This window comes from Thermococcus sp., from assembly GCF_027008145.1.
Taxonomy (GTDB): domain Archaea; phylum Methanobacteriota_B; class Thermococci; order Thermococcales; family Thermococcaceae; genus Thermococcus.
In genome coordinates this window covers 1-20,568 of sequence record NZ_JALTCZ010000162.1, presented here as the reverse complement: position 1 = coordinate 20,568, position 20,568 = coordinate 1, and the positions used below count along the sequence as shown (strand labels likewise).

General features: G+C 51.1%; 29 protein-coding genes and 8 tRNA genes. 10 read left to right on the top strand and 27 right to left on the bottom strand.

Annotated elements, in window-relative coordinates; translation table 11 throughout:
* Nucleotides 1–67: 67 nt before the first annotated feature.
* A tRNA-Thr gene (locus MVD07_RS07825) sits at nucleotides 68–144 on the bottom strand.
* Between the two features lie 93 nt (nucleotides 145–237).
* Here MVD07_RS07825 and MVD07_RS07820 point away from each other — a divergent pair.
* Both MVD07_RS07820 and MVD07_RS07815 read left to right on the top strand, forming a co-directional pair.
* Nucleotides 238–313, top strand: a tRNA-Asn gene (locus MVD07_RS07820).
* A gap of 6 nt (nucleotides 314–319) precedes the next feature.
* A tRNA-Ile gene (locus MVD07_RS07815) sits at nucleotides 320–397 on the top strand.
* 430 nt (nucleotides 398–827) lie between these two features.
* Here the strand turns inward: MVD07_RS07815 and MVD07_RS07810 are convergent.
* The 6 genes from MVD07_RS07810 to MVD07_RS07785 form a co-directional block, all read right to left on the bottom strand.
* Nucleotides 828–3,710: an N-6 DNA methylase gene (locus tag MVD07_RS07810; RefSeq protein ID WP_297500470.1), complete on the bottom strand. Its 2,883-nt coding sequence runs from the start codon at nucleotides 3,708–3,710 to the stop codon at nucleotides 828–830.
* Between the two features lie 214 nt (nucleotides 3,711–3,924).
* Entirely contained in the window at nucleotides 3,925–4,266 is a 342-nt protein-coding gene (locus MVD07_RS07805; protein ID WP_297500467.1) for a hypothetical protein, read from the bottom strand.
* Between the two features lie 114 nt (nucleotides 4,267–4,380).
* Nucleotides 4,381–4,593 carry a hypothetical protein gene (locus MVD07_RS07800; RefSeq protein WP_297500464.1) on the bottom strand — a complete coding sequence of 71 codons (213 nt, stop codon included), beginning with the start codon at nucleotides 4,591–4,593 and terminating at the stop codon, nucleotides 4,381–4,383.
* An 86-nt stretch (nucleotides 4,594–4,679) separates the two neighbouring features.
* A complete protein-coding gene (gene mtnP / locus MVD07_RS07795) occupies nucleotides 4,680–5,483 on the bottom strand; it encodes an S-methyl-5'-thioadenosine phosphorylase (protein WP_297500461.1) in 804 nt (267 codons plus the stop codon).
* 43 nt (nucleotides 5,484–5,526) lie between these two features.
* Nucleotides 5,527–6,822, bottom strand: a complete 1,296-nt coding sequence (locus MVD07_RS07790; protein ID WP_297500458.1) for a hypothetical protein — start codon at nucleotides 6,820–6,822, stop codon at nucleotides 5,527–5,529.
* A gap of 79 nt (nucleotides 6,823–6,901) precedes the next feature.
* Nucleotides 6,902–7,111 carry a hypothetical protein gene (locus tag MVD07_RS07785; RefSeq protein ID WP_297500479.1) on the bottom strand — a complete coding sequence of 70 codons (210 nt, stop codon included), beginning with the start codon at nucleotides 7,109–7,111 and terminating at the stop codon, nucleotides 6,902–6,904.
* A 471-nt stretch (nucleotides 7,112–7,582) separates the two neighbouring features.
* On the opposite strand from MVD07_RS07785, the gene MVD07_RS07780 reads away from it, so the two are divergent.
* Genes MVD07_RS07780 through MVD07_RS07760 form a run of 5 tightly spaced genes read left to right on the top strand, consistent with a single transcriptional unit; the run spans nucleotide 7,583 to nucleotide 10,772 of the window.
* On the top strand, nucleotides 7,583–8,929 hold the full coding sequence (locus MVD07_RS07780; RefSeq protein WP_297500455.1) for a signal recognition particle protein Srp54: 1,347 nt from the start codon (nucleotides 7,583–7,585) through the stop codon (nucleotides 8,927–8,929).
* Nucleotides 8,926–9,165 carry an Lrp/AsnC ligand binding domain-containing protein gene (locus MVD07_RS07775; RefSeq protein WP_297500452.1) on the top strand — a complete coding sequence of 80 codons (240 nt, stop codon included), beginning with the start codon at nucleotides 8,926–8,928 and terminating at the stop codon, nucleotides 9,163–9,165. Before MVD07_RS07780 ends, MVD07_RS07775 begins: the two co-directional genes overlap by 4 nt.
* 4 nt (nucleotides 9,166–9,169) lie before the next feature.
* Nucleotides 9,170–9,664 (top strand): YkgJ family cysteine cluster protein, encoded by a 495-nt coding sequence (locus tag MVD07_RS07770; RefSeq protein WP_297500449.1) that lies wholly within the window; start codon nucleotides 9,170–9,172, stop codon nucleotides 9,662–9,664.
* Between the two features lie 60 nt (nucleotides 9,665–9,724).
* A complete protein-coding gene (locus MVD07_RS07765) occupies nucleotides 9,725–10,441 on the top strand; it encodes a phosphoribosyltransferase family protein (RefSeq protein WP_297500447.1) in 717 nt (238 codons plus the stop codon).
* Nucleotide 10,442: 1 nt separating this feature from the next.
* Nucleotides 10,443–10,772 carry a hypothetical protein gene (locus MVD07_RS07760; RefSeq protein ID WP_297500444.1) on the top strand — a complete coding sequence of 110 codons (330 nt, stop codon included), beginning with the start codon at nucleotides 10,443–10,445 and terminating at the stop codon, nucleotides 10,770–10,772.
* On the opposite strand, the gene MVD07_RS07755 is transcribed toward MVD07_RS07760, so the two are convergent.
* Nucleotides 10,755–11,204 carry an Lrp/AsnC family transcriptional regulator gene (locus tag MVD07_RS07755; protein ID WP_297500476.1) on the bottom strand — a complete coding sequence of 150 codons (450 nt, stop codon included), beginning with the start codon at nucleotides 11,202–11,204 and terminating at the stop codon, nucleotides 10,755–10,757. The two genes, MVD07_RS07760 and MVD07_RS07755, sit on opposite strands and share 18 nt — an antisense overlap.
* A 68-nt stretch (nucleotides 11,205–11,272) precedes the next feature.
* On the opposite strand from MVD07_RS07755, the gene MVD07_RS07750 reads away from it, so the two are divergent.
* Nucleotides 11,273–11,350 (top strand) — tRNA-Arg (locus tag MVD07_RS07750).
* Nucleotides 11,351–11,786: 436 nt separating this feature from the next.
* On the top strand, nucleotides 11,787–12,548 hold the full coding sequence (locus tag MVD07_RS07745; protein WP_297500441.1) for a metallophosphatase family protein: 762 nt from the start codon (nucleotides 11,787–11,789) through the stop codon (nucleotides 12,546–12,548).
* Nucleotides 12,549–12,553: 5 nt separating this feature from the next.
* On the opposite strand, the gene MVD07_RS07740 is transcribed toward MVD07_RS07745, so the two are convergent.
* Nucleotides 12,554–12,853 carry an FUN14 domain-containing protein gene (locus tag MVD07_RS07740; RefSeq protein ID WP_297500438.1) on the bottom strand — a complete coding sequence of 100 codons (300 nt, stop codon included), beginning with the start codon at nucleotides 12,851–12,853 and terminating at the stop codon, nucleotides 12,554–12,556.
* 106 nt (nucleotides 12,854–12,959) lie between these two features.
* Between MVD07_RS07740 and MVD07_RS07735 the strand changes: the two genes are divergently transcribed.
* Entirely contained in the window at nucleotides 12,960–13,289 is a 330-nt protein-coding gene (locus tag MVD07_RS07735; RefSeq protein WP_297500436.1) for a PadR family transcriptional regulator, read from the top strand.
* Here MVD07_RS07735 and MVD07_RS07730 read toward each other — a convergent pair whose 3' ends face one another.
* The 18 genes from MVD07_RS07730 to MVD07_RS07645 all read right to left on the bottom strand — a co-directional run bounded on the left by MVD07_RS07730 (nucleotide 13,290) and on the right by MVD07_RS07645 (nucleotide 20,458).
* Nucleotides 13,290–13,445 carry a 50S ribosomal protein L40e gene (locus MVD07_RS07730; RefSeq protein ID WP_297500433.1) on the bottom strand — a complete coding sequence of 52 codons (156 nt, stop codon included), beginning with the start codon at nucleotides 13,443–13,445 and terminating at the stop codon, nucleotides 13,290–13,292. It lies immediately after the preceding gene.
* A 52-nt stretch (nucleotides 13,446–13,497) separates the two neighbouring features.
* Nucleotides 13,498–13,585 (bottom strand) — tRNA-Leu (locus MVD07_RS07725).
* Between the two features lie 40 nt (nucleotides 13,586–13,625).
* Nucleotides 13,626–14,231, bottom strand: coding sequence for a 30S ribosomal protein S2 (gene rpsB / locus MVD07_RS07720; RefSeq protein ID WP_297500430.1), 606 nt, complete (start codon nucleotides 14,229–14,231; stop codon nucleotides 13,626–13,628).
* A gap of 12 nt (nucleotides 14,232–14,243) precedes the next feature.
* Nucleotides 14,244–15,269 (bottom strand): hypothetical protein, encoded by a 1,026-nt coding sequence (locus MVD07_RS07715; protein WP_297500427.1) that lies wholly within the window; start codon nucleotides 15,267–15,269, stop codon nucleotides 14,244–14,246.
* Between the two features lie 6 nt (nucleotides 15,270–15,275).
* Nucleotides 15,276–15,449 (bottom strand): DNA-directed RNA polymerase subunit K, encoded by a 174-nt coding sequence (locus MVD07_RS07710; protein WP_297500473.1) that lies wholly within the window; start codon nucleotides 15,447–15,449, stop codon nucleotides 15,276–15,278.
* A 60-nt stretch (nucleotides 15,450–15,509) separates the two neighbouring features.
* Nucleotides 15,510–15,587, bottom strand: a tRNA-Pro gene (locus MVD07_RS07705).
* A 15-nt stretch (nucleotides 15,588–15,602) separates the two neighbouring features.
* The gene (locus MVD07_RS07700; protein WP_297500424.1) at nucleotides 15,603–15,800 is read right to left on the bottom strand and encodes a DNA-directed RNA polymerase subunit N; all 198 of its coding nucleotides are present in this window, start codon (nucleotides 15,798–15,800) and stop codon (nucleotides 15,603–15,605) included.
* A 33-nt stretch (nucleotides 15,801–15,833) separates the two neighbouring features.
* Complete coding sequence (locus MVD07_RS07695; RefSeq protein ID WP_297500421.1) at nucleotides 15,834–16,241, bottom strand: 30S ribosomal protein S9; 408 nt, start codon at nucleotides 16,239–16,241, stop codon at nucleotides 15,834–15,836.
* A gap of 11 nt (nucleotides 16,242–16,252) precedes the next feature.
* Entirely contained in the window at nucleotides 16,253–16,681 is a 429-nt protein-coding gene (gene rplM / locus MVD07_RS07690) for a 50S ribosomal protein L13 (RefSeq protein WP_297500418.1), read from the bottom strand.
* Nucleotides 16,682–16,687: 6 nt separating this feature from the next.
* Nucleotides 16,688–17,053, bottom strand: coding sequence for a 50S ribosomal protein L18e (locus tag MVD07_RS07685; RefSeq protein WP_297500416.1), 366 nt, complete (start codon nucleotides 17,051–17,053; stop codon nucleotides 16,688–16,690).
* A gap of 58 nt (nucleotides 17,054–17,111) precedes the next feature.
* Nucleotides 17,112–17,199: transfer RNA gene (locus tag MVD07_RS07680), tRNA-Leu, on the bottom strand.
* A 1-nt stretch (nucleotide 17,200) separates the two neighbouring features.
* A complete protein-coding gene (locus MVD07_RS07675) occupies nucleotides 17,201–17,986 on the bottom strand; it encodes a DNA-directed RNA polymerase subunit D (protein ID WP_297500413.1) in 786 nt (261 codons plus the stop codon).
* Between the two features lie 20 nt (nucleotides 17,987–18,006).
* Nucleotides 18,007–18,429, bottom strand: coding sequence for a 30S ribosomal protein S11 (locus MVD07_RS07670; RefSeq protein WP_297500410.1), 423 nt, complete (start codon nucleotides 18,427–18,429; stop codon nucleotides 18,007–18,009).
* The gene (locus MVD07_RS07665; RefSeq protein ID WP_297500408.1) at nucleotides 18,426–18,968 is read right to left on the bottom strand and encodes a 30S ribosomal protein S4; all 543 of its coding nucleotides are present in this window, start codon (nucleotides 18,966–18,968) and stop codon (nucleotides 18,426–18,428) included. Before MVD07_RS07665 ends, MVD07_RS07670 begins: the two co-directional genes overlap by 4 nt.
* 10 nt (nucleotides 18,969–18,978) lie before the next feature.
* Nucleotides 18,979–19,428 (bottom strand): 30S ribosomal protein S13, encoded by a 450-nt coding sequence (locus MVD07_RS07660; protein ID WP_297500404.1) that lies wholly within the window; start codon nucleotides 19,426–19,428, stop codon nucleotides 18,979–18,981.
* A gap of 46 nt (nucleotides 19,429–19,474) precedes the next feature.
* A tRNA-Ser gene (locus MVD07_RS07655) sits at nucleotides 19,475–19,561 on the bottom strand.
* Nucleotides 19,547–20,134 (bottom strand): class I SAM-dependent methyltransferase, encoded by a 588-nt coding sequence (locus tag MVD07_RS07650; RefSeq protein ID WP_297500401.1) that lies wholly within the window; start codon nucleotides 20,132–20,134, stop codon nucleotides 19,547–19,549. The genes MVD07_RS07655 and MVD07_RS07650 overlap by 15 nt, the downstream gene beginning before the upstream one ends.
* A 57-nt stretch (nucleotides 20,135–20,191) precedes the next feature.
* Nucleotides 20,192–20,458, bottom strand: a complete 267-nt coding sequence (locus MVD07_RS07645) for a hypothetical protein (protein WP_297500398.1) — start codon at nucleotides 20,456–20,458, stop codon at nucleotides 20,192–20,194.
* Between the last annotated feature and the right edge of the window lie 110 nt (nucleotides 20,459–20,568).

Sequence of the window (20,568 nt, the reverse complement as noted above, 5' to 3'; positions counted from 1 at the left end):
TCGATGATGTTGAAACCGTCCACAGTCAGGTTGTCGCCCTCATAGAGACCCTGCTGGGAGAATAAACTGGAGCCCCGGGCGGGATTTGAACCCGCGACCGGCGGATTACAAGTCCGCCGCCCCGCCAGGCTAGGCTACCGGGGCACCGCTTTATTGAAGGAGGGGGGAGTTATAAATCTTTCCGCGGGCTTTACCGCAAAATTTATAAATTCCCCCAACACCCATTCATTGGGTTGAGCCGCCGTAGCTTAGCTGGTAGAGCGCCGGACTGTTAATCCGGCGGTCCCCGGTTCGAATCCGGGCGGCGGCGCCAGATGGCGGGCCCGTAGCTCAGCCTGGTCAGAGCGCGCGGCTCATAACCGCGTGGTCGGGGGTTCAAAGCCCCCCGGGCCCACCATTACAGCCCTTGCTTCGCAAGCGCTGGCGGAAAGATTATGTGCTATTCTGAAAATGCTGAGTTTTAGGAGGTTTACGCATCAATGATTGCTTTTCAGTGTTTGTTCTTCTCAAGACGCCCTTTGGATGCTGATAATGAAGTTGAAACGATTTTAAAGGTTCCTTTTCATAAAAAAACGTCAGAAGATTGCCCTTAAGTAATATACAACTGTCCTTTTGCTCCTTCACAAAAGAACTCCCTTGGTCAGCTTCTTTAAAGCTTCCTCACGCAGTTTGAGCAGATTTCGTGGTTCTTTTGAGATGTCAAAGCGCGGGAAGACTCCTCTTTTTTACGAGCCGTTTTTAGTGCTAAATTCTTTCACCATTGCTATCTCAAGGGGTTCCTCGTTAAAAAGAAAAGAGTAACATTTGCAAACTTTGAGATGATAATTTCAATCTCTTCTTAATCCTCTTGTTGCAATCATATCGGCTTCAATGGCTTTGTAAGCTGCTACCAACTCCTCCTCAGTAATATCGATCTCTAGTGCTTTTGCAACGTCCATATCAAACTCAAGCTTCAACTTATTTGGCTTGTAGGGCACTATCGCAAATTCCAAGACTTCCTGCGATTTTCGTTCTGTGATCCAGAACTGCTCATAGCGTTTTCCAAAGTCATCACTTATCTGTTTGGTTAAGGCAGGAAATTGAGTATCCTTGTATTTTTCGAAGACTTTTACGAGTTTCTTTACGTGTTCCTTGCTTGGATATAATTTCATTGCATATAGATCTGGTCCGCGTATGTCTACAAATCTCCCCGTAGTTTCTTCTTTTGAATTAAAAAAGTTTGCAAGGAAGAATATTGAATTCATGATGACTACTACTGCCTTAGCTCTATCCTTATCGTTTTCTGCTATTATCTTGAGCTGGTCTGCTGGTACTATCTGATCCTCTGAGAAGAATGCAACGAGTTTTTGGTTTGGTGAGAACGGATTCACACGGCGGGTTATTATGGCATAAGTCTTGTTACGCTCAATAGCCCTCCTTACTGAAGCCCAAAACGTCTCATTTACTTCTTTCTTATATCCTACCAAGCTTACGATTTCTTTAAAGTTTTCATAGGGCTCCTTTGCCATATAATCGTATTTTCTGCTGACATCAATAGTATCCAATCCTACAGGGGTTCTCAGTGCAGGAACAAAGTGTTTCCTTTTCATTTTGAATTCCGCGACCCCTGCTGGGGTGGTCGCTATTATTTCGTCTTTCGTTTCTTTTTTGAGTACCAAAAACGCTTGGTCAGTGCGTCCCTCTCCAATGTCCCGTGTCACTGTTAGAATCTTAGACGATCCTCCTGAGAAACGGTATCCCTCTTTGAAGTATCCAGCTGGGAATTTACTCAGTTTCTTGTTGCCCTTCTTTATGATATTGACCAAAGCCTCCTTCCCATCAAAGGTTGCCCCGCTTATAAAGACCATTAAGTTTTCAAAATTCTCCTCAATCTCGTTGAGTGTGTACGAATCGATATCAAGATCATTGCTTCTATATCTCTCTTCTCTCTTTATCGTCTCTGCGATTCTTTTTACTTCATCTTCAGTGAGCTTGTTGAGGTCTTTTTTGATCAGACAGAACTTCACTTTGTGATTCTTTGGTTTTTTCTTCTCATTTACTTTCTTTGCTATTAGGAGGACGTCTCTGTATTCCGACCACTCCGAAAAGCCATAGTTTATGGTTGATTTTATGATGTAAAGAGGCAACCACTTCTTGAAAACAAGCTTGCGAACCTTCTTTGTTTCCCTCCCTCGGAGAATGCTTATGGGGATAACACCACCGAACACACCACCTTCTTTAAGGAATATATCTGCAAGCGCTATGAAATGACCCCACAGACCGACTTCCCCTCCGACTACTTCTTTAAAGCGTTCCAAATCAACATAGTTTTTGATTCCTCTCTCTATCTTTGTAAACGGAGGATTCATAAGAACTACGTCCATGTGCGGCAGTGTGATATTGTAAGCTTCGCCATTCACAGAGAACGCCTTGACATTCTGCTTTTGCTGAGTGGTTCCTACGTTCATAAATTCCATAAGGCTACGATAGCCCGGTTTTATTCTCGTGTCTGGCGAGAGCTTGAGACTATCCCCCAATGCTATCTGGACGCGTTTGATAGTTATTCCCGGGTTCATTGCAGCAAGATTTGCCCCAGCCAGATGGACAGAAAATGGCATAATATCTGCTCCATATATCTGCTGCTCACAGAATCTCTTGTGAGGATCCCCCTTCCTGTTCTTCTCCTTCCATAGTTCAAGTTTTCTCTTGTATGCGGCCGTAAGGATAGTACCTGAACCGCATGCTGGATCAAAGATTGTTGCATTCTCATCTTCTATTGTGAGATGTGCTAGTAGATCTGCGGCAATTGGACGAGTATAGAATGCCGCCAGTAGTTTCCTGATTTTGTCAGGCATAAGTTCATGGAATAATCTCCCAGGAAGCTCGTAGCGTATTTTCTCTACTTTCAGACCCCAGATTAGCTTGAAAGTGTCTTCTACATAATTCTCGGGAATTACATCGAGGACATCGAGTTCAAAAATTGGACGATAATTGATCTCAAGGATTCTGTTGAATAGCTTACGAGCCCTTTCCTTGTCAACTTTCCGAAGGTCAACACCTTCGGTTATGGTTGGGTGTTCAACTGAATAGAGCCTTAGGAACAATACTTGACTCAGGAAGATATAGGTTGCAAGGAATTTGAAAACTTCTTCTTTCTTTGCACCACCACTTATTCCAAAGAAAAGTTCCTGATTAGTGATTATCCTCGTTATTTCAGTTTCCGTAAGGTGTATGTTATCCATAATGGAGACAATGTGCTCTTTGAGGATCATGAGGACTGTTATGAGTGGGAAGGTTGTCGATATCTTCTTCTCAATAGTCTTTCGAATTTGGTAAAGAGCCTCCGGGAAAGATGCTCGTATTTCCATTGATGGATTCATTACTAAAACATAAGCAGGAGTCATGTCAATGAATTCCTCAAGGCGATCCTTATCTTCGGGGTTTATTTTACGAACTTCTTCTGGAAAGAATACAATCATTCCGTACTTCAACTCAGTATCACGAACGTGGTCTTGATACTGGAGGATCGCGTCTATTACAAGTTTTGCTCGTCTTGTTGGATCTCCGAGTTTTACGCTTACAATCCACTTTTCTCCAAGCCAGTCAACAATAATATCCGGTTGTGATTTATACAAGGCCTCTTGAACCCCTTTTCCACCAAATCTTTCAAAAATCTGTATCATAGGAGCATAAAGAGATCTCTCAGTAACTTTGCCCCTTCTTTTTACCATGGGATTTCACCAATCATAGACATCAAAGAGAGGATATAAAACGATTGTGCCCCATACAAATAAAAGGCAAAGCAGCCAGAGGTTGGGGGGTAAGGTAAGTGTTCTTTGGAGGATAGTTTTACTCCCAGTTTGACATCTTGGAAACAAGAATGCAGGCTCTTAAGGATCTAAGAAAAAGACAAGAACTTTGATAAAACTTTACGCGGGCAAAGTTTCAAGCCCTCAGCTTCGCCAGCGCGTCTTCAGAGGCCTGAAGTATCTGGTAGCCGATCGGGGAAGCCGTGGGTAGCGGGTGGGTTGCTATCTGGAGGGTGTAGAGCTCGCTCGCGGTAAGCCTCTTCTGTACGGCAGGGGCAAGGATGTTTATCGTCTCACCGACGCCCTTTCCGCCGGCTATCTGGGCACCGAAGATAGCTCCCCTATCGCGGGAGAATATGAGCTTCACCGTAACCATTGAGGTGTCCGGTAACTTGACCGGATGTCTGTCGGATCCTCTCCCGGGGCCCCTTGAGGTAGTGGTAGTCCTTGGGAACGGTGTAGACTCTCTCCAGATCACCTCCCCGGAACTCTGACTTAACGGGTTTGGAGCCGGTCGCTATAACGAGCTTCTCCACCTAATTTCCTTCCCGGAGATTGTCCTTATGGTCTTCCTCTTCTACCACCTCGTCAGTCAGGATGCCCCAAGGAGCCCCAGAAACCTCTCAAGGGGCAGAACGTCATCTTCAACGCTCCCCAATGTTCCGAAGACGTAGGGAATTCCACAGGGTATCATGCCAGTCCCTTCCTTCTTCACCACGAGAACGCTCTTGTCGGGGTAAAAGCGTCTCGTGGCTATCGCGGCCGTTATCCCGCCGGCGCTTGCGCCTAGTACTCCATCTTCCATACCACCGTAGGGAATATGCGGGGGATATTAAACGCTTTCTTTAACCTCTGGTTCAGAACGTAAGCAATTTAAAAAGGGAGAAGCCTTCAGTCGCCCGTTGCACCCTTGAGGGCGTCCTTGCATGGACAGCGCCTCTCCCTCGGAATGTACTTAATGGCCTTCATGAGGAGGAGCTTAATCTCCTCGCCCTTCTGGGCCATTAACTCGACGACCTCCCTGTGGGTGAGCTTCTCCCTGCTTATCCCGGCGGCGTAGTTTGTCACTATCGCAACGCTGGCGTAGCACATCTCAAGCTCCCTCGCGAGAGCCGCCTCCGGGCACTGGGTCATCCCAACTACGTCGGCACCGAGTATTTTAAGGGCCCTAATCTCGGCCCTCGTCTCAAATCTGGGTCCCTCCATGCAGGCGTAGGTTCCCGCTGGGTGATACCTGAAGCCCAGCTCCTTGGCCGAACTGATGAGGGCTTTCCTCAGCTCGGGACAGTAGGGATCGGTGAAGTCAACGTGAGCGACGAACTTCCTGTTGTGGGGGCTTTCCTCACCGTCGTAGAAGGTGTAGTGCCTGGTCTTGGTAAAGTCCATGAGCTGGTCGAGGATTACAAACTCACCGGGCTTCATATCAAGGTTGAGGGAGCCGACGGCCGAAGTTGAGAGGATTCTTTCTACGCCCAGCTCATGCAGTGCCCAGACGTTTGCCCGGTAGTTTATCTTGTGTGGGGGAACCGCATGCTTTTCGCCATGCCTTGCGAGGAAGGCTATCTCCTCGCCGTTGTACTCGCCTATCTCCACCCTGACCTTCCCGTAGGGCGTGCTCACGAATTCCTCTCTAACGTTCTGGAGGAGCTTGGGATCGTAGACACCGGAGCCTCCAATTATGGCTATCCTTGGCATTTTATCACCTCAAGAGAAGAGGGGGGCAGGGGGGTTAATAACGTTAGTCCCTCTCCCAGAGTGCCCTATGCTCTTCTGCCCTATTCTCAAGATCTTCGCTAAGAACCTCCTCCGTCTGGAGTTCGAGGATTTTGGCGAGTATTTCGCTGAGGAGCCATGAACCCCAGTGCTTGTCCCTCACCTCGAGGGCCGCGTCTATTGCACCGCCTATGTCGTTCTTCTTCAGCTTTTCGACCGCTATCCCCCCGAAGGCCAGGGAGCGAAGGTATGGATCGTCTACCTTCGATGCCAGCTTCCAGGCCTTTTCGAACTCACCGAGCTTGGATAGGTATCTGACGACCTTTACAAGGGTCTTCTCGCTCCTCGTGTTGTCTCCGATGAACTTTACGATCTCAATATAGTCCTCATCGGGCCTTCTCCCGAGAAGCTCGTCCATTACCTTGGTGTAAAGGTCATCCCTCCTGGGTCCCTTTTGGAGGAACTCAAGGAGAACCTCCGGGCGATCAGATATCGCCACCACTATCGCACCAATTAGATTCTTTCTAGCATCTTCACCAAGCCTTTGGAGGATGCCTAGTATGAAGTTCACCTCACCCTGAACGGCAAGGCCAATGAGAAGCGCTCTCAGCACCTCTTCCTGCTTTTCAGGCGACATCCCGAGGGCTATGTTTACAAACTTCTCGTAGGTCTCCGGAGGTACGTCCGACTTCTTTAAATAGCCGGCCACCGTTTTCATTGCCTCTCCAAGCCAGTAGTCGCTTTCAAGCTCCGAGAGAACCCTGATGGCACTGCCGAACTCCTCCCTCCTGAGGTGCTCCTTGAGGACTTCAAAGGATGCTATGGAGTGCCAGGGCTCCTCGGTTATCGCGTTGAGCAGCCCCTTGGCCTTCCTGAGGTTATCCGCATGTAGGTAAGAGTGAAGAACCTTTAGCAGGACATCGTTCCTCTTAACAGGGTTTTCTATCTCAGTTGCATAGAACTGAGCATCGGAGGCCTTTCCCAGCTCGACGAGTCTAAGGGAAAGCTCTCCCAAGAGCTCGTCTTTAAGAGGCTGAGGAAAAGCCCTTATAGACTCGTAAGCCTGGTGGAAAATTTTGTCGGCAGTCTTCGAGCCAATCCTTGCGAAGAACGTCCCAACCTCGATGAGGGACTTGACAAGAAAGAGGGGGTTCTCTATGGAAGCAACGGCGTTCAAGGCTCGCGCAAAGGCCTCCTTATAGGAGGGCTCCCTGGCGCGGTAAAGGTAATAGCCAATTCTCGCGTAAGTAACTGCCCGGAGGTAAGGGTCTTCTATGCTCCCGGCTAGACGGAGCACTTCCCGGTAAATGTTCTGAGCCATACTCCCACCAGTCCGGATAAGAAGAGACAGTATTTATGGTTTCCGCCAAAAGACACGAGGGATAAGACAAAAGACGAAATCAGCCAAGGATGTCGTAAACAACACCAACGACCTCGCCGTCGTCGAGGGAGACGAAGCTGACCTTTGTCTTTTTACCACTTTTGGGGTCAATAACTATGAAATCGGGCTTTAGGAGATATTTACTAGTGGGAACCCTCCAGACATCACTGTAATGAACCCGTAACTCCCTTAAAAACTTCTCAGGATCACGCTTGAGTATCGTTGACATAGGCATCACCACTTGATTATACAACTTTATTATATAAAAACCTTTCTAATAGACATTCGTTAAACTTTATATCGTCAATTGACGAGAAAAATGGAAAACCTCACCCGAGCATCTCGACGTATTCGAGTTCCTCAGGGAGTGCCCTCTTCCTTTTCTTCTCACGCGTGAGCACATACTCATAGACTGCGATGGGCCAAATCATCTCTCTCACCCCCTTTCTCTCTCTTCAATTAGACAATAAGCCTTTAAATGTTTAAAAAGGTTTGTAGCTCCGATTTTACCGTTCATGAACCTTTCAGGACGCTGGTCTCTCAAAAAAGGCTTGCGGAACGAGCCTGGCTTTTGATGAACAAACATGTTTGATAAAAAGAACTTACAAACGGGCTTTCTAAGAAAATGGATACATTAGTTCCACAGAGCCACCACCCAACCGTTTATAAACTTCCCACCGCTCATAATAGAGGTGGTGAGATGGCACTAGAGAGGTTGGGAAAGGCCCTCAACAATGCCCTCAGAAAGCTCGCCCGTTCCAGCACCGTTGACGAGGCGACAATAAAGGAGGTTGTGAGGGACATTCAGAGGGCCCTTCTGCAGGCGGATGTCAACGTCAGGCTTGTCCTCCAGCTCACGAAGGCTATCCAGAAGAGAGCCCTAGAGGAGAAGCCCCCGGCAGGGGTCTCCAAGAAGGAGCATATAATAAAGATAGTCTACGAGGAGCTAACTAAGTTCTTAGGAACTGAGGCGAAGCCCCTCGAGATAAAAGAAAAGCCCACAGTTCTCCTCACCGTCGGCATACAAGGCTCTGGAAAGACCACGAGCGTCGCTAAGCTCGCCCGCTACCTACAGAAAAAGGGTTACAAAGTTGGAGTCGTCTGCTCGGACACGTGGCGCCCCGGGGCTTATCACCAGTTGAGACAACTCCTCGACCCCTACGGGGTAGAGGTCCTTGGCGACCCCCGAGAGAAAGACGCCGTCAAGCTTGCAAGGGAAGGAGTTGAGCACTTCAGGAAGAAGGGAGTCGACGTAATCATCGTGGACTCGGCCGGGAGGCACAAGGAAGAGAGAGGCCTTATAGAGGAGATGAGACAGATAGGTAAGGCTATACATCCCCACGAGGTCATACTCGTCATAGACGGCACGATAGGCCAGCAGGCCTACAACCAGGCGATGGCCTTCAAAGAGGCAACGCCGATAGGTTCGATAATCGTTACGAAGCTCGACGGTTCGGCAAAGGGAGGCGGTGCCCTCTCTGCGGTAGCAGCGACAGGGGCCCCGATAAAGTTTATAGGAACCGGTGAGAGGATAGACGATCTTGAGCCCTTTGACCCGAAGCGCTTCGTCTCAAGGCTTCTCGGCCTCGGTGACATCCAAGGGCTCCTTGAGAAGATAGAGGAGCTTCAGAAACAGCAGGAGTTCAGGGAGGAAGACCTGGAAAAGTTCCTCCGCGGTAAGTTCAACCTGAAGGACATGTACTCCCAGCTGGAGGCCATGCAGAAGATGGGGCCGTTGAAGCAGATACTGCAGATGATACCCGGTCTGGGCTACTCCCTGCCCGAGGACGCGGTCAAAGTGGGAGAGGAAAAGCTCAGGAGGTACAGAGTAATAATGGACTCAATGACCGAGGAGGAGCTTGAGAACCCGGATATAATCAACTATTCAAGGATAAAGCGCATAGCCCGCGGTTCGGGGACGAGCACGGCTGAAGTAAGAGAGCTCTTAAACCAGTATAACCAAATGAAGAAGATGTTTAAGGGCATGAACAAGAGGAAACTGGCCCGGCTGGCCAAGAACTTCAACTTTGGGGGGTTGGGGGTATGATAGAGGTATTCGTCCTTATAGTCGTTAAGCCTGGAAACGAAGAGAAGGTCTTTGAGAGAATCAAGAAAGACCCCCGGGTCAAGGAAGCCTACAGGGTATACGGGGAGTACGACATAGTGACCCGAGTCGAGGTTCCAGATATCAGGGAGCTCGACAGGTTCCACGACGACGTCCTCAGGCGCATACCTGACATCGAGATGACCGAGACGCTCATAGCCAGCACCTACCGGGGGTGAGGGGGTGGGAAAGCGCTGGGTAGCCACGATAAACCTTGAGACGCTTGAAGTTAAGACCGACCCCTATTTCAGGTTCAAGTGCCTAGACAACTGCGGTGAGTGCTGCGAGATGCTTGAGATACCCCTGCGCGACGAGGACATAGCCCGGATAGAGGGGCTGGGCTACAATGCCTGGGAGTTCGTGGACTACGAGAAGCTCTTTTACAGGGGGGACAAGTTCCTCGGTTATGCACTCAAGAAGAGGGCCTTCGACGACGCCTGCATCTTCCTAGACCCGGAGACCAAGAGGTGCAGGATATACCCCTACCGCCCCCTGGCCTGCAGGCTCTACCCCTTCGTCTTCGTGAGAAAAGGAAAAGAGATGGAAGTTTACGTCAGGATGGACTCATTCTGCCCCGGGATAAATCACCCCGAAGGAGAGCCCGTAACGAGGGAGTTCCTCCTGAGGGAGTATGGAGACATCATAGGAAAATACCGGGCTAAAGTTTTAAACGAGTGAAGCGACCGAAACGTATTTATACATTTTCTTGTTAATCAATCGCCACGCGGAGGTGATAACGTGAGCCAGCTAAAGTCCGTCCAAGAGAAGCTCCGTCTAATAGGGGTTCTCAGATTACTAAAAAAAAGCTACACCTACGATGAGCTCTCCAGGATAACGGGACTGCCGATAACGGTTTTGAACAGATACGTCAGGGGAAAGGTCCTACCAAGTGCCGAGAGAACGAGAGAACTCCTGAACCTCCTCCTGCCCTACATAAACATCGAGGAGGAAGTCAGGAAGAGGATAAAATTTGACGAGAGGGGCTTCTTCGACAACATGCCAGTGCTGAGCGATACGGCTTTAATGAGCCTCCTAGCAGAGGAGGTTGCTGGAAAATACCTTGACAGGGACGTGGACAAGGTTCTCACAGCCGAAACCGACGGCATCGTCCTGGGAACTCACATAGCTAGAGAATTGGGTGTTGACATCGTCTACGCCAAGAAGAAAAAGGAAGTTGGAGTCGAGAAGTTCTACGAGGCCAGTTACATTCCTAGTGCCTCTGGAAGCGTCATGACCCTCTACCTCCCATACTGGGCTCTGAAGAAGGGGGAGAGAGTCCTGATAGTTGACGACGTCATAAGAAGCGGAGAAACTCAAAAAGCCCTCGTGGAACTGACGAGACAGGCGGGTGCAAGACCGGTGGGCATGTTCTTCCTGATCAGCGTCGGGGAGATCTTAGGACACATTAAAAAGGAGTATGACTTTCCCGTTGAAAGCCTGATAAGGTTGGATTGATATGAAGGGCTTTATATACAACGCCGGGGGGCTCAGCATCCCCTTGGAGTTCACCCCCGGTGTCCCCTTCAAGTTTGAATGCACTGAGGAGGAGTGCGGCAGAAGAGTCGTCATTGAGGGGGTTGTTATCGAGGTGAGCAGTAGAGAATTTACAGAGGTCCTTGAGAAGGTCGTGAGGGAAAACCCAGACTTCAAGAGGATCCAAGAGATAAACGCCCGAAGGTTCATCTTTAAGGGGAGAGTGAATGGAAAGGAGGCAGACCTCCCCGTTGAAAGCTTCGAGGACTTCGCGGAGCGCTTCCTGGACGAGGTGTTAGTCATCAAGTCTTAACCTCGGGTCCTCCTTGACTACCTGCATCGCGACGCTCGTGTTCGTTTTTTCAACTCCCTCCAGGGAGAGGAGCCACTTGACAAACCGGTTCATCTCCTCCCTATCCCTAAACTTCGCTATTACAAAAATGTCAAACTCACCAGTTATGTCATAGACCATCATGGCATTTCCCTTCTCAGCTATCCTGCCCTCTATCTCCGTTATCTTTCTCCCCTGGGCCTTTACCCCTATTAGGGCCGTCAAGCCAAAGCCAAGCTTTTCGTAATCGAGAAGGGGGGAGTAGCCCTTAATGACCCCTTCCTCCTCAAGGCGCTTTATCCTGTTATAGACCGTCCCAACGGCCACGTTAAGCTCCCTGGCAATCTCACGGTATGAGAACCGGGCGTTCTCTTGAAGCAGTGCAATTATTTTCCTGTCGAGTTCGTCCACCACTTCCACCTCACCGCTTTCAGTAAACCGCAAACTTTAAATATCCTTCCCTGTGAGGAATAGCGGGCAGTGGACCGGTAGCCTAGCCAGGATAGGGCGGCGGCCTCCTAAGCCGCAGGTCCGGGGTTCAAATCCCCGCCGGTCCGCCATAGGAAACTTTTGATAGGCAAAAGCTTCAGTGCCGGCGGAAAAGTAAGTGTCTTTATTGGGCATGTCCTTGTTTCAAGTTGGGATTTCCCCTCTATTTGCCCCTTTGATGAGTGTTTCACTCAAGAATGTGCCCTTCGGGCGCTGATAAAAAGCGAAACCTCCTGAAAGATTCCGTTTGGCGTTAAAACCCCCGCTCAAATTAGCACTCAGCCAGTGCACGCTTGAGTATCGCCCTTTTAATCAAAATTTGTCCCTGCAAAGCCAAACTCACCAGAGTTCAAACAAAACCAAGGGAGGTGATGCGAGATGATAGATGACGCTATCCCTTATCTCATGGACACTCGACCGCGATAGGAGAAAGCGCGAGAAGCGAAAGGCTTAAATATTCTTCATTTTTAGTTTCCTTGGGTAAGAAAAATATGGAGGTGGTGGGGGATGGTCTACGTGGCGGTTCTAGCGAACATCAACGGGAACCTCCCGGCCCTGGCGAAGGCCCTGGAAACGATAGAGGAGCTGAAAGAGAAAGGGTACGAGATTGAGAAATACTATGTTCTCGGAAACATCGTCGGCCTGTTCCCCTATCCTGAAGAGGTTATAGACACCCTTGATGACCTCATAAGGAACAACGCCGTCAAGGTCATCCGTGGTGAGTTCGACCAGGTTATAGCGGCGAGTGACCCCCATGCTGAGGGGCCGGACTATGTAGACAAGACAGGCTACTCAGAATACATCAAAAAGGCCCTCAAATACACATGGGATAAGCTGGGACACAAGGGAAGGGAGTTCATAAGGGATCTCCCGATATACCTGGTCGACAGAATTGGAAAGAACGACATCTTTGGAGTTTACGGAAGCCCACTTAACCCCTTCGAGGGCAAAGTCCTCCCGGACCAGCCGACCAGCTACTATGAAGCAATTATGAGACCGGTCAAGGACTACGAGATACTGTTCGTGGCGTCACCGAGGTATCCGGTCAACGCGATGACCCGCTACGGAAGGGTAATATGCCCGGGAAGCATAGGATATCCCCCCGGGAAGAACCACAAAGCAACCTTTGCCCTAGTCGACGTCAGCACTCTTCACACAAAGTTCATGGAGATTGACTACGAGGGCGAAAAGAAGCTTATTGAGGAAAAAATCAAGAGAGAGAACCTCCCAGAGGAGCTCGTAAAGGTGCTCTACAGGGGCAGGGTTTGAATCTCTCAACCCTTTTTGAAACCGATATAAAAGCCGGCAACGAAGCTCCCGGTTCCGGGGAGTATTCCAACGACCTTCTGGCCGAGACCAATGACCTGCTGGGTTATGTTGCTTGCGAGGTTGAAGAGCTTGTCCGTGTTTATGGTGATGACGCCCTTCTGCTGGAGGTAGAAGAGACTGAGGATGTAAGCACCTATGAGGGCCATTGTAAGTTTCAGAAGCTTCTTGAGAGCATAGCCGGTTATGAGACCCACTATACCCCAGACACCAACATCACCAATAATACCGTTGAGATTCAAGTCCATTGAACCACCCACATTCCTTTAAAGCTCCCCACTAAAAAACCTTTTGCCAAAACGCTTAAAATTACATGTTTCCAAAATATTTACAAGACATAAAACAGGTGAGAACATGACGACTCCCATCGAGAGGCTGAAAAACAAGATAACGAAGGAGGTTCTCTGGATATACATCCTGAGGCTCCTTAAGGAGAGACCTATGTACGCTTATGAGCTGAAGAGCAAGATCAGGGAAAGCTTCAAATTTGAGCCGGCAACGGTGAGCTCTTATGTCGTGCTCTACAAGCTGGAGAAGGAAGGTTACGTAACTGCAGAATGGCAGGAGAGCGAAACAGGAAAACCGGCAAGAAAGTACTACAGACTCACTCCCAAGGGGAAAGAACTCCTAAGAGAGGGCCTCGCTTTTTTGGAGGAGACTGTAAAAAAACTGAAGGGGGAGTGATCAGCGACCGCCACCGCGTGGTTCTCTGGCCTTCGGGCGAAGGCCCCTATAGCCGCATTTCCTGCACTTCTTGGCTCCCCATGGGTTAGTGGCACCACAGCGCATGCAGACGAGCTTTTTAAAGATCCTTGCTTCAGCCTCAGGGAATCTCGCCATCTTTATCACCTCACGACCTGAACACATCGAGTCATTGAATCTTTTAAACCTTTGGTGCGGGGGACGGGATTCGAACCCGCGCAGCCCTACGGCAGCGGATCTTAAGTCCGCCCCCTTTGGCCAGGCTCGGGCACCCCCGCGCGAGCTAAACTAAAGGAGAGGGATTAAAAACCTTCTCCCTCAAGTCTTTATGATTCTCATCTCAAAGTCCTCAACGGGTATCTTGAAGTCTTCCCTGCTCTCGATCTCCTTCCTGTTGTAGAGCACTTCCCTCGCAAGAATCCAGTAAATGAGAGCCAAAGCCTTTCTTCCCTTGTTGTTGGTTGGGATCGCGAGATCAACGTAGCTGAGGAAGTTCTCGGTGTCGACGAGCGCAACTATGGGGATGCCTATCTCAACGGCCTCCTTCATGGCCTGGTGGTCCGCCCTCGGGTCGGTGACTATGAGCACGTCGGGCTCAAAGAAGTTCTTGACCTGCGGGTTGGTCATAGTTCCCGGGAGGAAACGGCCGGGTATGGCCCTGGCACCAGTAACCTCTCCGAACTTCTTGACGGGCTTCTGGCCGTAGAGCCTGACGCTCACAGCGAGAATGCTCTCGGGATCGAACCTGGCAAGGAACCTGCCTGCAACCCTGAGCCTCTCGTCAGTCTTCCTAACGTCAAGGACGTATAGACCGTCCTGCCTAACGCGATAGATGAACTTCTTCATGTCCTGGGTCTTCTGCTGGGTTCCGATGTGGACACCGGCTGCAAGGTACTGGTCGAGTGGAACGAGATATTCCTCCATCTTACCACCTCCTCATCCTTCAAAGGTTATCACTCTGCCCCTTTCACCCAGATCCTCCGCAATCCGTATCAGCTCATTCAGCTTGGCGATGGAGTCCGGGTGGAGCACCATCGCCGGAAAGCGGAGCCCAACGGCTAGGTGGGCCAGTGCCTCGTCGGGGGACTCGTAGCGAGCCTCCGCGAGGATTGTGGTTATCCTCTCCGACTTTGCATCGTTCACGAGGTTATAAAGGTCTGTGAGAGTACCGAGATTTATGGGTTTGATTGAGAGCGCGTTGTAATAGCGTCTATCCAGTATGCCCTTCTCACGGAAAAGGTGCTCCCCGTCTATGAAAACACCGTGTGTGCCCGCTATGAGGTCAAGGAAGAGCTCTTCATTGCCTAGGGGTTTTATATATAAAACGTTGTTGTCCTCCACAAGGGATAGGACTTCCTCAGTCTCAAGAGGCCTTCTCTGGACGATGCCGAGGGCAACGTCAAGGCCCAGTTCGTCACTAGCTTTCTCAGTTGCCCTTGAGTAATCACCAATGTCCCTTCCCTCGAGGTTCTTGAGGACACTGTTGCGGGCATCGATAACGTCGGTAATCTCCATCAAATCCCTGACCATCACGTAGTACTCGAAAAGCTCCTCCCCGGAGAGCCTGATTATGGGGACAGGAAGCTCGGTCGTAAAGGTGCCCCCCAGATAGCTGTAAAGGGGCATCCCCTTAACGTTGGCGGCGGCCTTTGCCGTGGCAACAGAGACTGCCAGAGCTGTGTTGGCACCAATGTGACTGAAATCGTCGGTTCCATCTATCTCCCACAGGTAACTGTCTATGAGCTCCTGCTCCGTTGCATCAAAGCCTATCAGCTCGGGCCCTATTATCTCATCGACCTCGCTGACTGCCCTATGGGCCTCGGCTATGTAGAGGTCTGGGCTCTCATCTATCGGGGAGGCGAAGCGACCAAAGCCGGAGCTAGTTATAACGTCTACCTCGACGGAGTATTTCCCTCCCCTGAGCACGGCAACCCTGCCTATTACGTTCTCTATGACCGTCATCTTTCATCAGCTCGGCCTTATAACGGTGATTGGTATGATGCCCTTCTCAAATTCCAGCAGGGCAGCCTCCAGTGGCGTTGCCCCCTCGGGGACGTCTATGAGCACGGGAGCGCCCATCGCTATCTGCAGGGCTCTTGCCCCAATGATCCGGGCCTTTTCAAAGCGGGTGTACTTAAACACGGCTATTCCCCCCTTCCTTCCGCCTCCAAGAGCCGTTTTTCCTTCCATCCAGAGAGGTTTTGGTGGGGCCGCCGGGATTTGAACCCGGGTCTCCGGCACCCCAAGCCGGGAGGATAGACCAAGCTACCCCACGGCCCCCCAAGAATTGTGGTTTTAGTACACCTTGTAAACCATTACCTGGTCGATGAGCTCAACGTGGCTGAGGAGTGTCCTCCTGCAACAGTACCTCTCGACCCCAAGGTCGTCAAGCACCTTACCCGGGTCTTCTCCAGCCTCAACCCTCTTCTTGAACTCATAATACTTGTCTGCCAGTACCCTTCCACAGGTAAAGCACCTGACGGGGACTATCATTCTTCAACACCTCAAATTTTTAAAGGAGGGATATCAGCGGTAGGACTTCTGCCTCTTGGCTCTCGGGCCCTTGGTTGAGCGGTTAGGCTTGTGGGGCTCGGTCCTCCTGCTATCCCCAACGAGCATGGTTCTGTCGTACTTCATAAACTTTTCCTTGAGGTTCATGTCGTTTGTCCACTCAACCAAAGCGCGGGCTATGGCAACCCTTGCCGCTTCAGCCTGTCCCATGAAGCCCCCTCCCTCAACGCTGACATCAATGTCGACCTTGCCGACTATTTCTTCCCCAGCCAGGATGAGGGGCTCCATAATGGTGAAGCGCGCTATTTCTGGCTCGATTATCTCGACCGGCTTGTGATTGATCCTAACGCGACCCTTCCCTTCCCTTATGGTCGCCCTCGCTATGGCGGTCTTCCTCTTACCTGAAGTCTGGATGACCTTCATCTCCTCTCACCTCAGAACTTTCCACCGAGGAACTTGGCAACCTCACCAACGGTGACATACTTCGGGGTTGCAAGCCTCGACATGTGAGCCCCGCTTACGGTCTCAAGCTCCTTACCCTCGAGTTCCTTTGGAATGCCAGCGTAGACCTTGAGCCTCTTGAAGGCCTTCCTTCCGCGGTCAGTTTTCCACGGGAGCATTCCTCTTATTGTTCTCCTGACGATCTCATCGCTCCTTTTTGGGTAGAAGGGGCCCCTCCTTGGGTTGGTTCTTGTTCTTAGCTCAGTCCTCTGCTTGTACTTGGCGAAGATATCCTCCCTGTTGCCGGTGATTATTGCCTTCTCCGCATTGACTATGATAACCTCTTCGCCTTCAAGGAGCATCTTGGCAACCTTCGAGGCGAGCCTTCCGAGTATCAGCCCATCGGCGTTGATAATCCTCATGGCCCATCACTCCATTATGGTCACTCCACTACCCTTGGGGTTTCTCTCCATAAGCTCCTCTATTGTTATGGCCTCTCCACCGGCTTCAACTATCTTCCTCTTTGCCGTCTCGCTGAACTTCCACGCGGCAACTGTAACTTTGTGCTCAATCTTTCCCGCTCCAAGGACGCTTCCCGGGACAACGACGGTATCGCCCTCCTTGGTATGACGGTTTATCTTGCTGATGTTCACCTCTGCCCTCTGCCTTCTGGGCCTCTCAAGGCGCCAGGCTAAGTCCTTCCATATCCTAACGCCTTCCTCGTTCGACTTCTTTCTGAGGGAGCGAATGAACCTCCTCAGGTTAATGTCGGTTGGACCTGTTCTCTTAACCATGAGCATACCTCCTCAACGCTCTCGCAGGGAAACCGACAGGTGGACGGGGTAAGCGTTATGGTGCGGGGGCGGGGATTTGAACCCCGGAACCCCTACGGGACGGGACCCTGAATCCCGCGCCTTTGACCAGGCTCGGCAACCCCCGCGTCAGTCGGCTAATTTATGAAGCTCGTTTATAAATCTATCGCTCTTTCTCATGAGTATCTTGAGCGCTATGCTCACTATTTCCCCAACGGGGAGCTCTCCATTCGTCTCCACCATAAAGACGAATGTATTGGGAAGGACTTCTTCGCGTATCTTGTCGTCCACGTAGGTATCGAACTTCCGGGGGAGGTAGAAGGGCTTGATCGTCGTTATGACGAGCTCACCCTCCTTCTCCTCAACGGGCAGACCGCGCCTCTTGGCGAGCTCCCTAAGCTCCTCCCAGTCGGAGACTTCCTTACTCACATGAATCTTCGTGAGATATTTGTAGTAGACGAAACCGGGCTGCCACTTAGCATGATCCTTACCGCGACCTAGTTTAGCGTAGGCGTTGAAGACCAGCCTCTGACCCTCGGCCAGCTTAACTATCGGGATGTTGGGATTGGCAGGCTTTACACCCTCGTCGTCGGTCTTCAGATCGCCGGAGTACACCATTCCGGGCCCTTCGGCCTCAAGAGAGAGCGTAACCGTGTAGTCGTCAAGTTCCAAGGCATCCAGGGAGAACCTCTTGTGGGGGGTTGTGAGGGGTATCATAGCGAGTCTGTGGGCGATTATCTCGTCGAAGAGGGCGGAGTCGTTCTCGAAGAATTCAACCTCGTCGACAGCAAAGGTGGGAACCTCAGCCAGAATCGTCCGCCGTAGGGCGTTGGCAAAGGGTATTTCAACGCCCCTAAGGATGAACTTCATTGAGTCCTCCTTCTTTTCAAGAATCTCAAACTCCACCATGGGCATCACCAAAAAAGAAGTCGTGGTCAGACGCGCCTTCCGCGCCTTCCACCTTTCGGCCTTGTACCGTCGTGCGGGATCGGTGTGGCGTCCTCAACGCGCCCAATCCTGAGGCCGGCCCTAGCCAGAGCACGGATGGCAGCTTGGGCACCCGGACCGGGGGTCTTGCTCTTGCTTCCTCCCGGGGCGCGAACCTTGATATGAACTCCAACGAAGCCCTTCTCCATAGCCTCTTCGGCTGCTCTTCTCGCTGCTATCATAGCCGCGTACGGGGATGGCTCGTCCCTGTCGGCCTTGACGACCATACCACCACTCCATCTGCTGACCGTCTCAGCCCCTGTGATGTCGGTGATGTGTATTATAGTGTTGTTGTAGGAGGAATAGATGTGGGCAACTCCCCACTTCTCCTTCTTCTTCAGACTAACCTGCTGAGTTTGCTCCTCGCTCATGCCTCACCACCCTGCTTGGCCTGTTCAATAACCATTCTCTCGGGGTGGCTCTCCTTGGAGAAAGGCGAGCCCTTTGCATAGGTTATGGCGCCCTCCTCTTCACGGAGAACGAGGTAGCCGGGTGAGCGGATGACCTGCCCGTTGACCTCGATGTGGCCGTGGACTATCAGCTGCCTGGCCTGCCTTACTGTCCTAGCGAGGCCCCTCTTGTAGACGATGGTCTGAAGGCGCCTGTCGAGGACGTCCTCAACGGTGAGTGAGAGGATGTCGTCGAGAACGGCATCAGCCGGGAGGAGGCCAAGCCTGTTGAGTCTCTGGAGAAGCTGTGTCCTCTCGATCTCGGCCTGCTTACCACGAGCTGCGAGGAGCCTTCTAGCTCTTCTCCTGAACTCCTTGAGCTGTGTTTCATGCCTCCAGAGCTCCTTCTTGTTCTTGAGGGCGTACTTTCTCATGAGAACTCTCTCGCGGTCGAGCCTCTCCTTAATCCAAGGGTGAGAGGGAGTCTCATACCTCTTCCTCTGCCTCTTCGGGTCTCCCATTTACACCACCTCACTTCTTCCTCCTGCTTACACCAACGGTAGTACCGTGCCTGAAGTTCGACCTAGTTCTCTGTCCTCTGACAGGGAGTCCACGCTCAAGCCTTATACCGCGGTAGGACTTGATCCTGCGGAGCCTGTTGACGTCCTCACGCCAAGCCATGACGAGCTTGGCGGTGGTAAGGTGCATGTCCTTACCGGTCTCATAGTCCTTCGGTCTGTTGACCGCCCACGCGGGAATGCCGTGCCTTACTGGATCGGATATAATCCCCTCAAGCTTCTTGACCTGCTCGTCTGTCAGGTAGCCTGCCTTCATGTAGGGGTCTATACCAGCTATCCTGAGCACCATGGTGGCAAAGTTTATTCCAATGCCCTTTATTCCAGTAAGGGCCCATCTAAGCTGCTTGTGTCCGTCGAGATCAACACCCGCAACACGAACGATATGCCTGAAGTTGTCGGACATTACCAACACACCTCCATTTTTGGGTTTCACGCGATTACATGGATTCTGGCGCCGGGACGGGGATTTGAACCCCGGTGGGCTAGCGCCCACGGGCTCTCAAGGCCCGCGCCATCCCAGGCTAGGCGATCCCGGCATATACGCGGTACCCGCTTCCCTTGGCGAGCTCCCTCACCTCGCTGAAGGTCGCCTCCATCAATGACCTTATGAGCCTTGCCCCCTGCTTCGTCTTGATGACGAGCTGGAGCAAGCCACCATCGTTGAGATGCCGGGGAGCGTTTATAACTATTTCCCTCAGGCTTTCCTTTCCCGCGTGCACCGGAGGATTGGTTATGATTGAATCGAACTTTTCGCCTTTAACAGGCTCGTAGAGGCTTCCCCACCTGACCTCGGCGTTTCTAACGCCGTTGATTTTTAAGTTTTTCCTCGCTATGCTAACCGCTCTCCTGTTCACGTCGGCCATAATAACATGGTCAACGAAGCGGGACGCGACGATGCCTATCGCACCATAGCCACACCCCAAATCCAGAACGCGCCAGTTCCCCTCAAGAATCATGCTCCCGATCAGCAACTCGGTTCCCCTGTCAAGCTTCCCGAAGGAAAACACGCCACTGGCGGTTATGAATCTAAAGCAGTGACCCCTAAGGCAGACCTCTATCGTCTTCGTCCTCAGCGGAACGTCCGGTTCCTCGGAGTAGTAGTGGCTCATGGTCGGGGGTAGGGAGAGGGGTTTATAAAGATGGGGGAACAGACCCGGGCTATATGGCTAACGCCACTTAAAGCCAATAAGCACTGTGACTATAACCACCACCAGCCATATCCATCCAACTGCGCCTAAGTACGTGGAAGAGCCTCCAGTGCAGGCTTCCCAAGTCACGAGACCCAAGAGGATCATGAAGACCGCCATCTCCAGCTGGACTATCCACGAGATTCTGCTCTTGCCTGCAAGGGAATCCTTGAACGCAAAAAGTAAAAGGAGATAAACTGCCCCTCCAAGTATCCCCGCGTAGGCTCCGTACTCTATCCATAGCATAAGTTTTCACCCGTCATTTGACTTTAAGATTTTTACTTTTTGCCTAGAGGGGTCAGCGCCCAGACGAATAGCGCGAACAGCAGTAGTCCGGTTACGGTCTCTTTACTGGC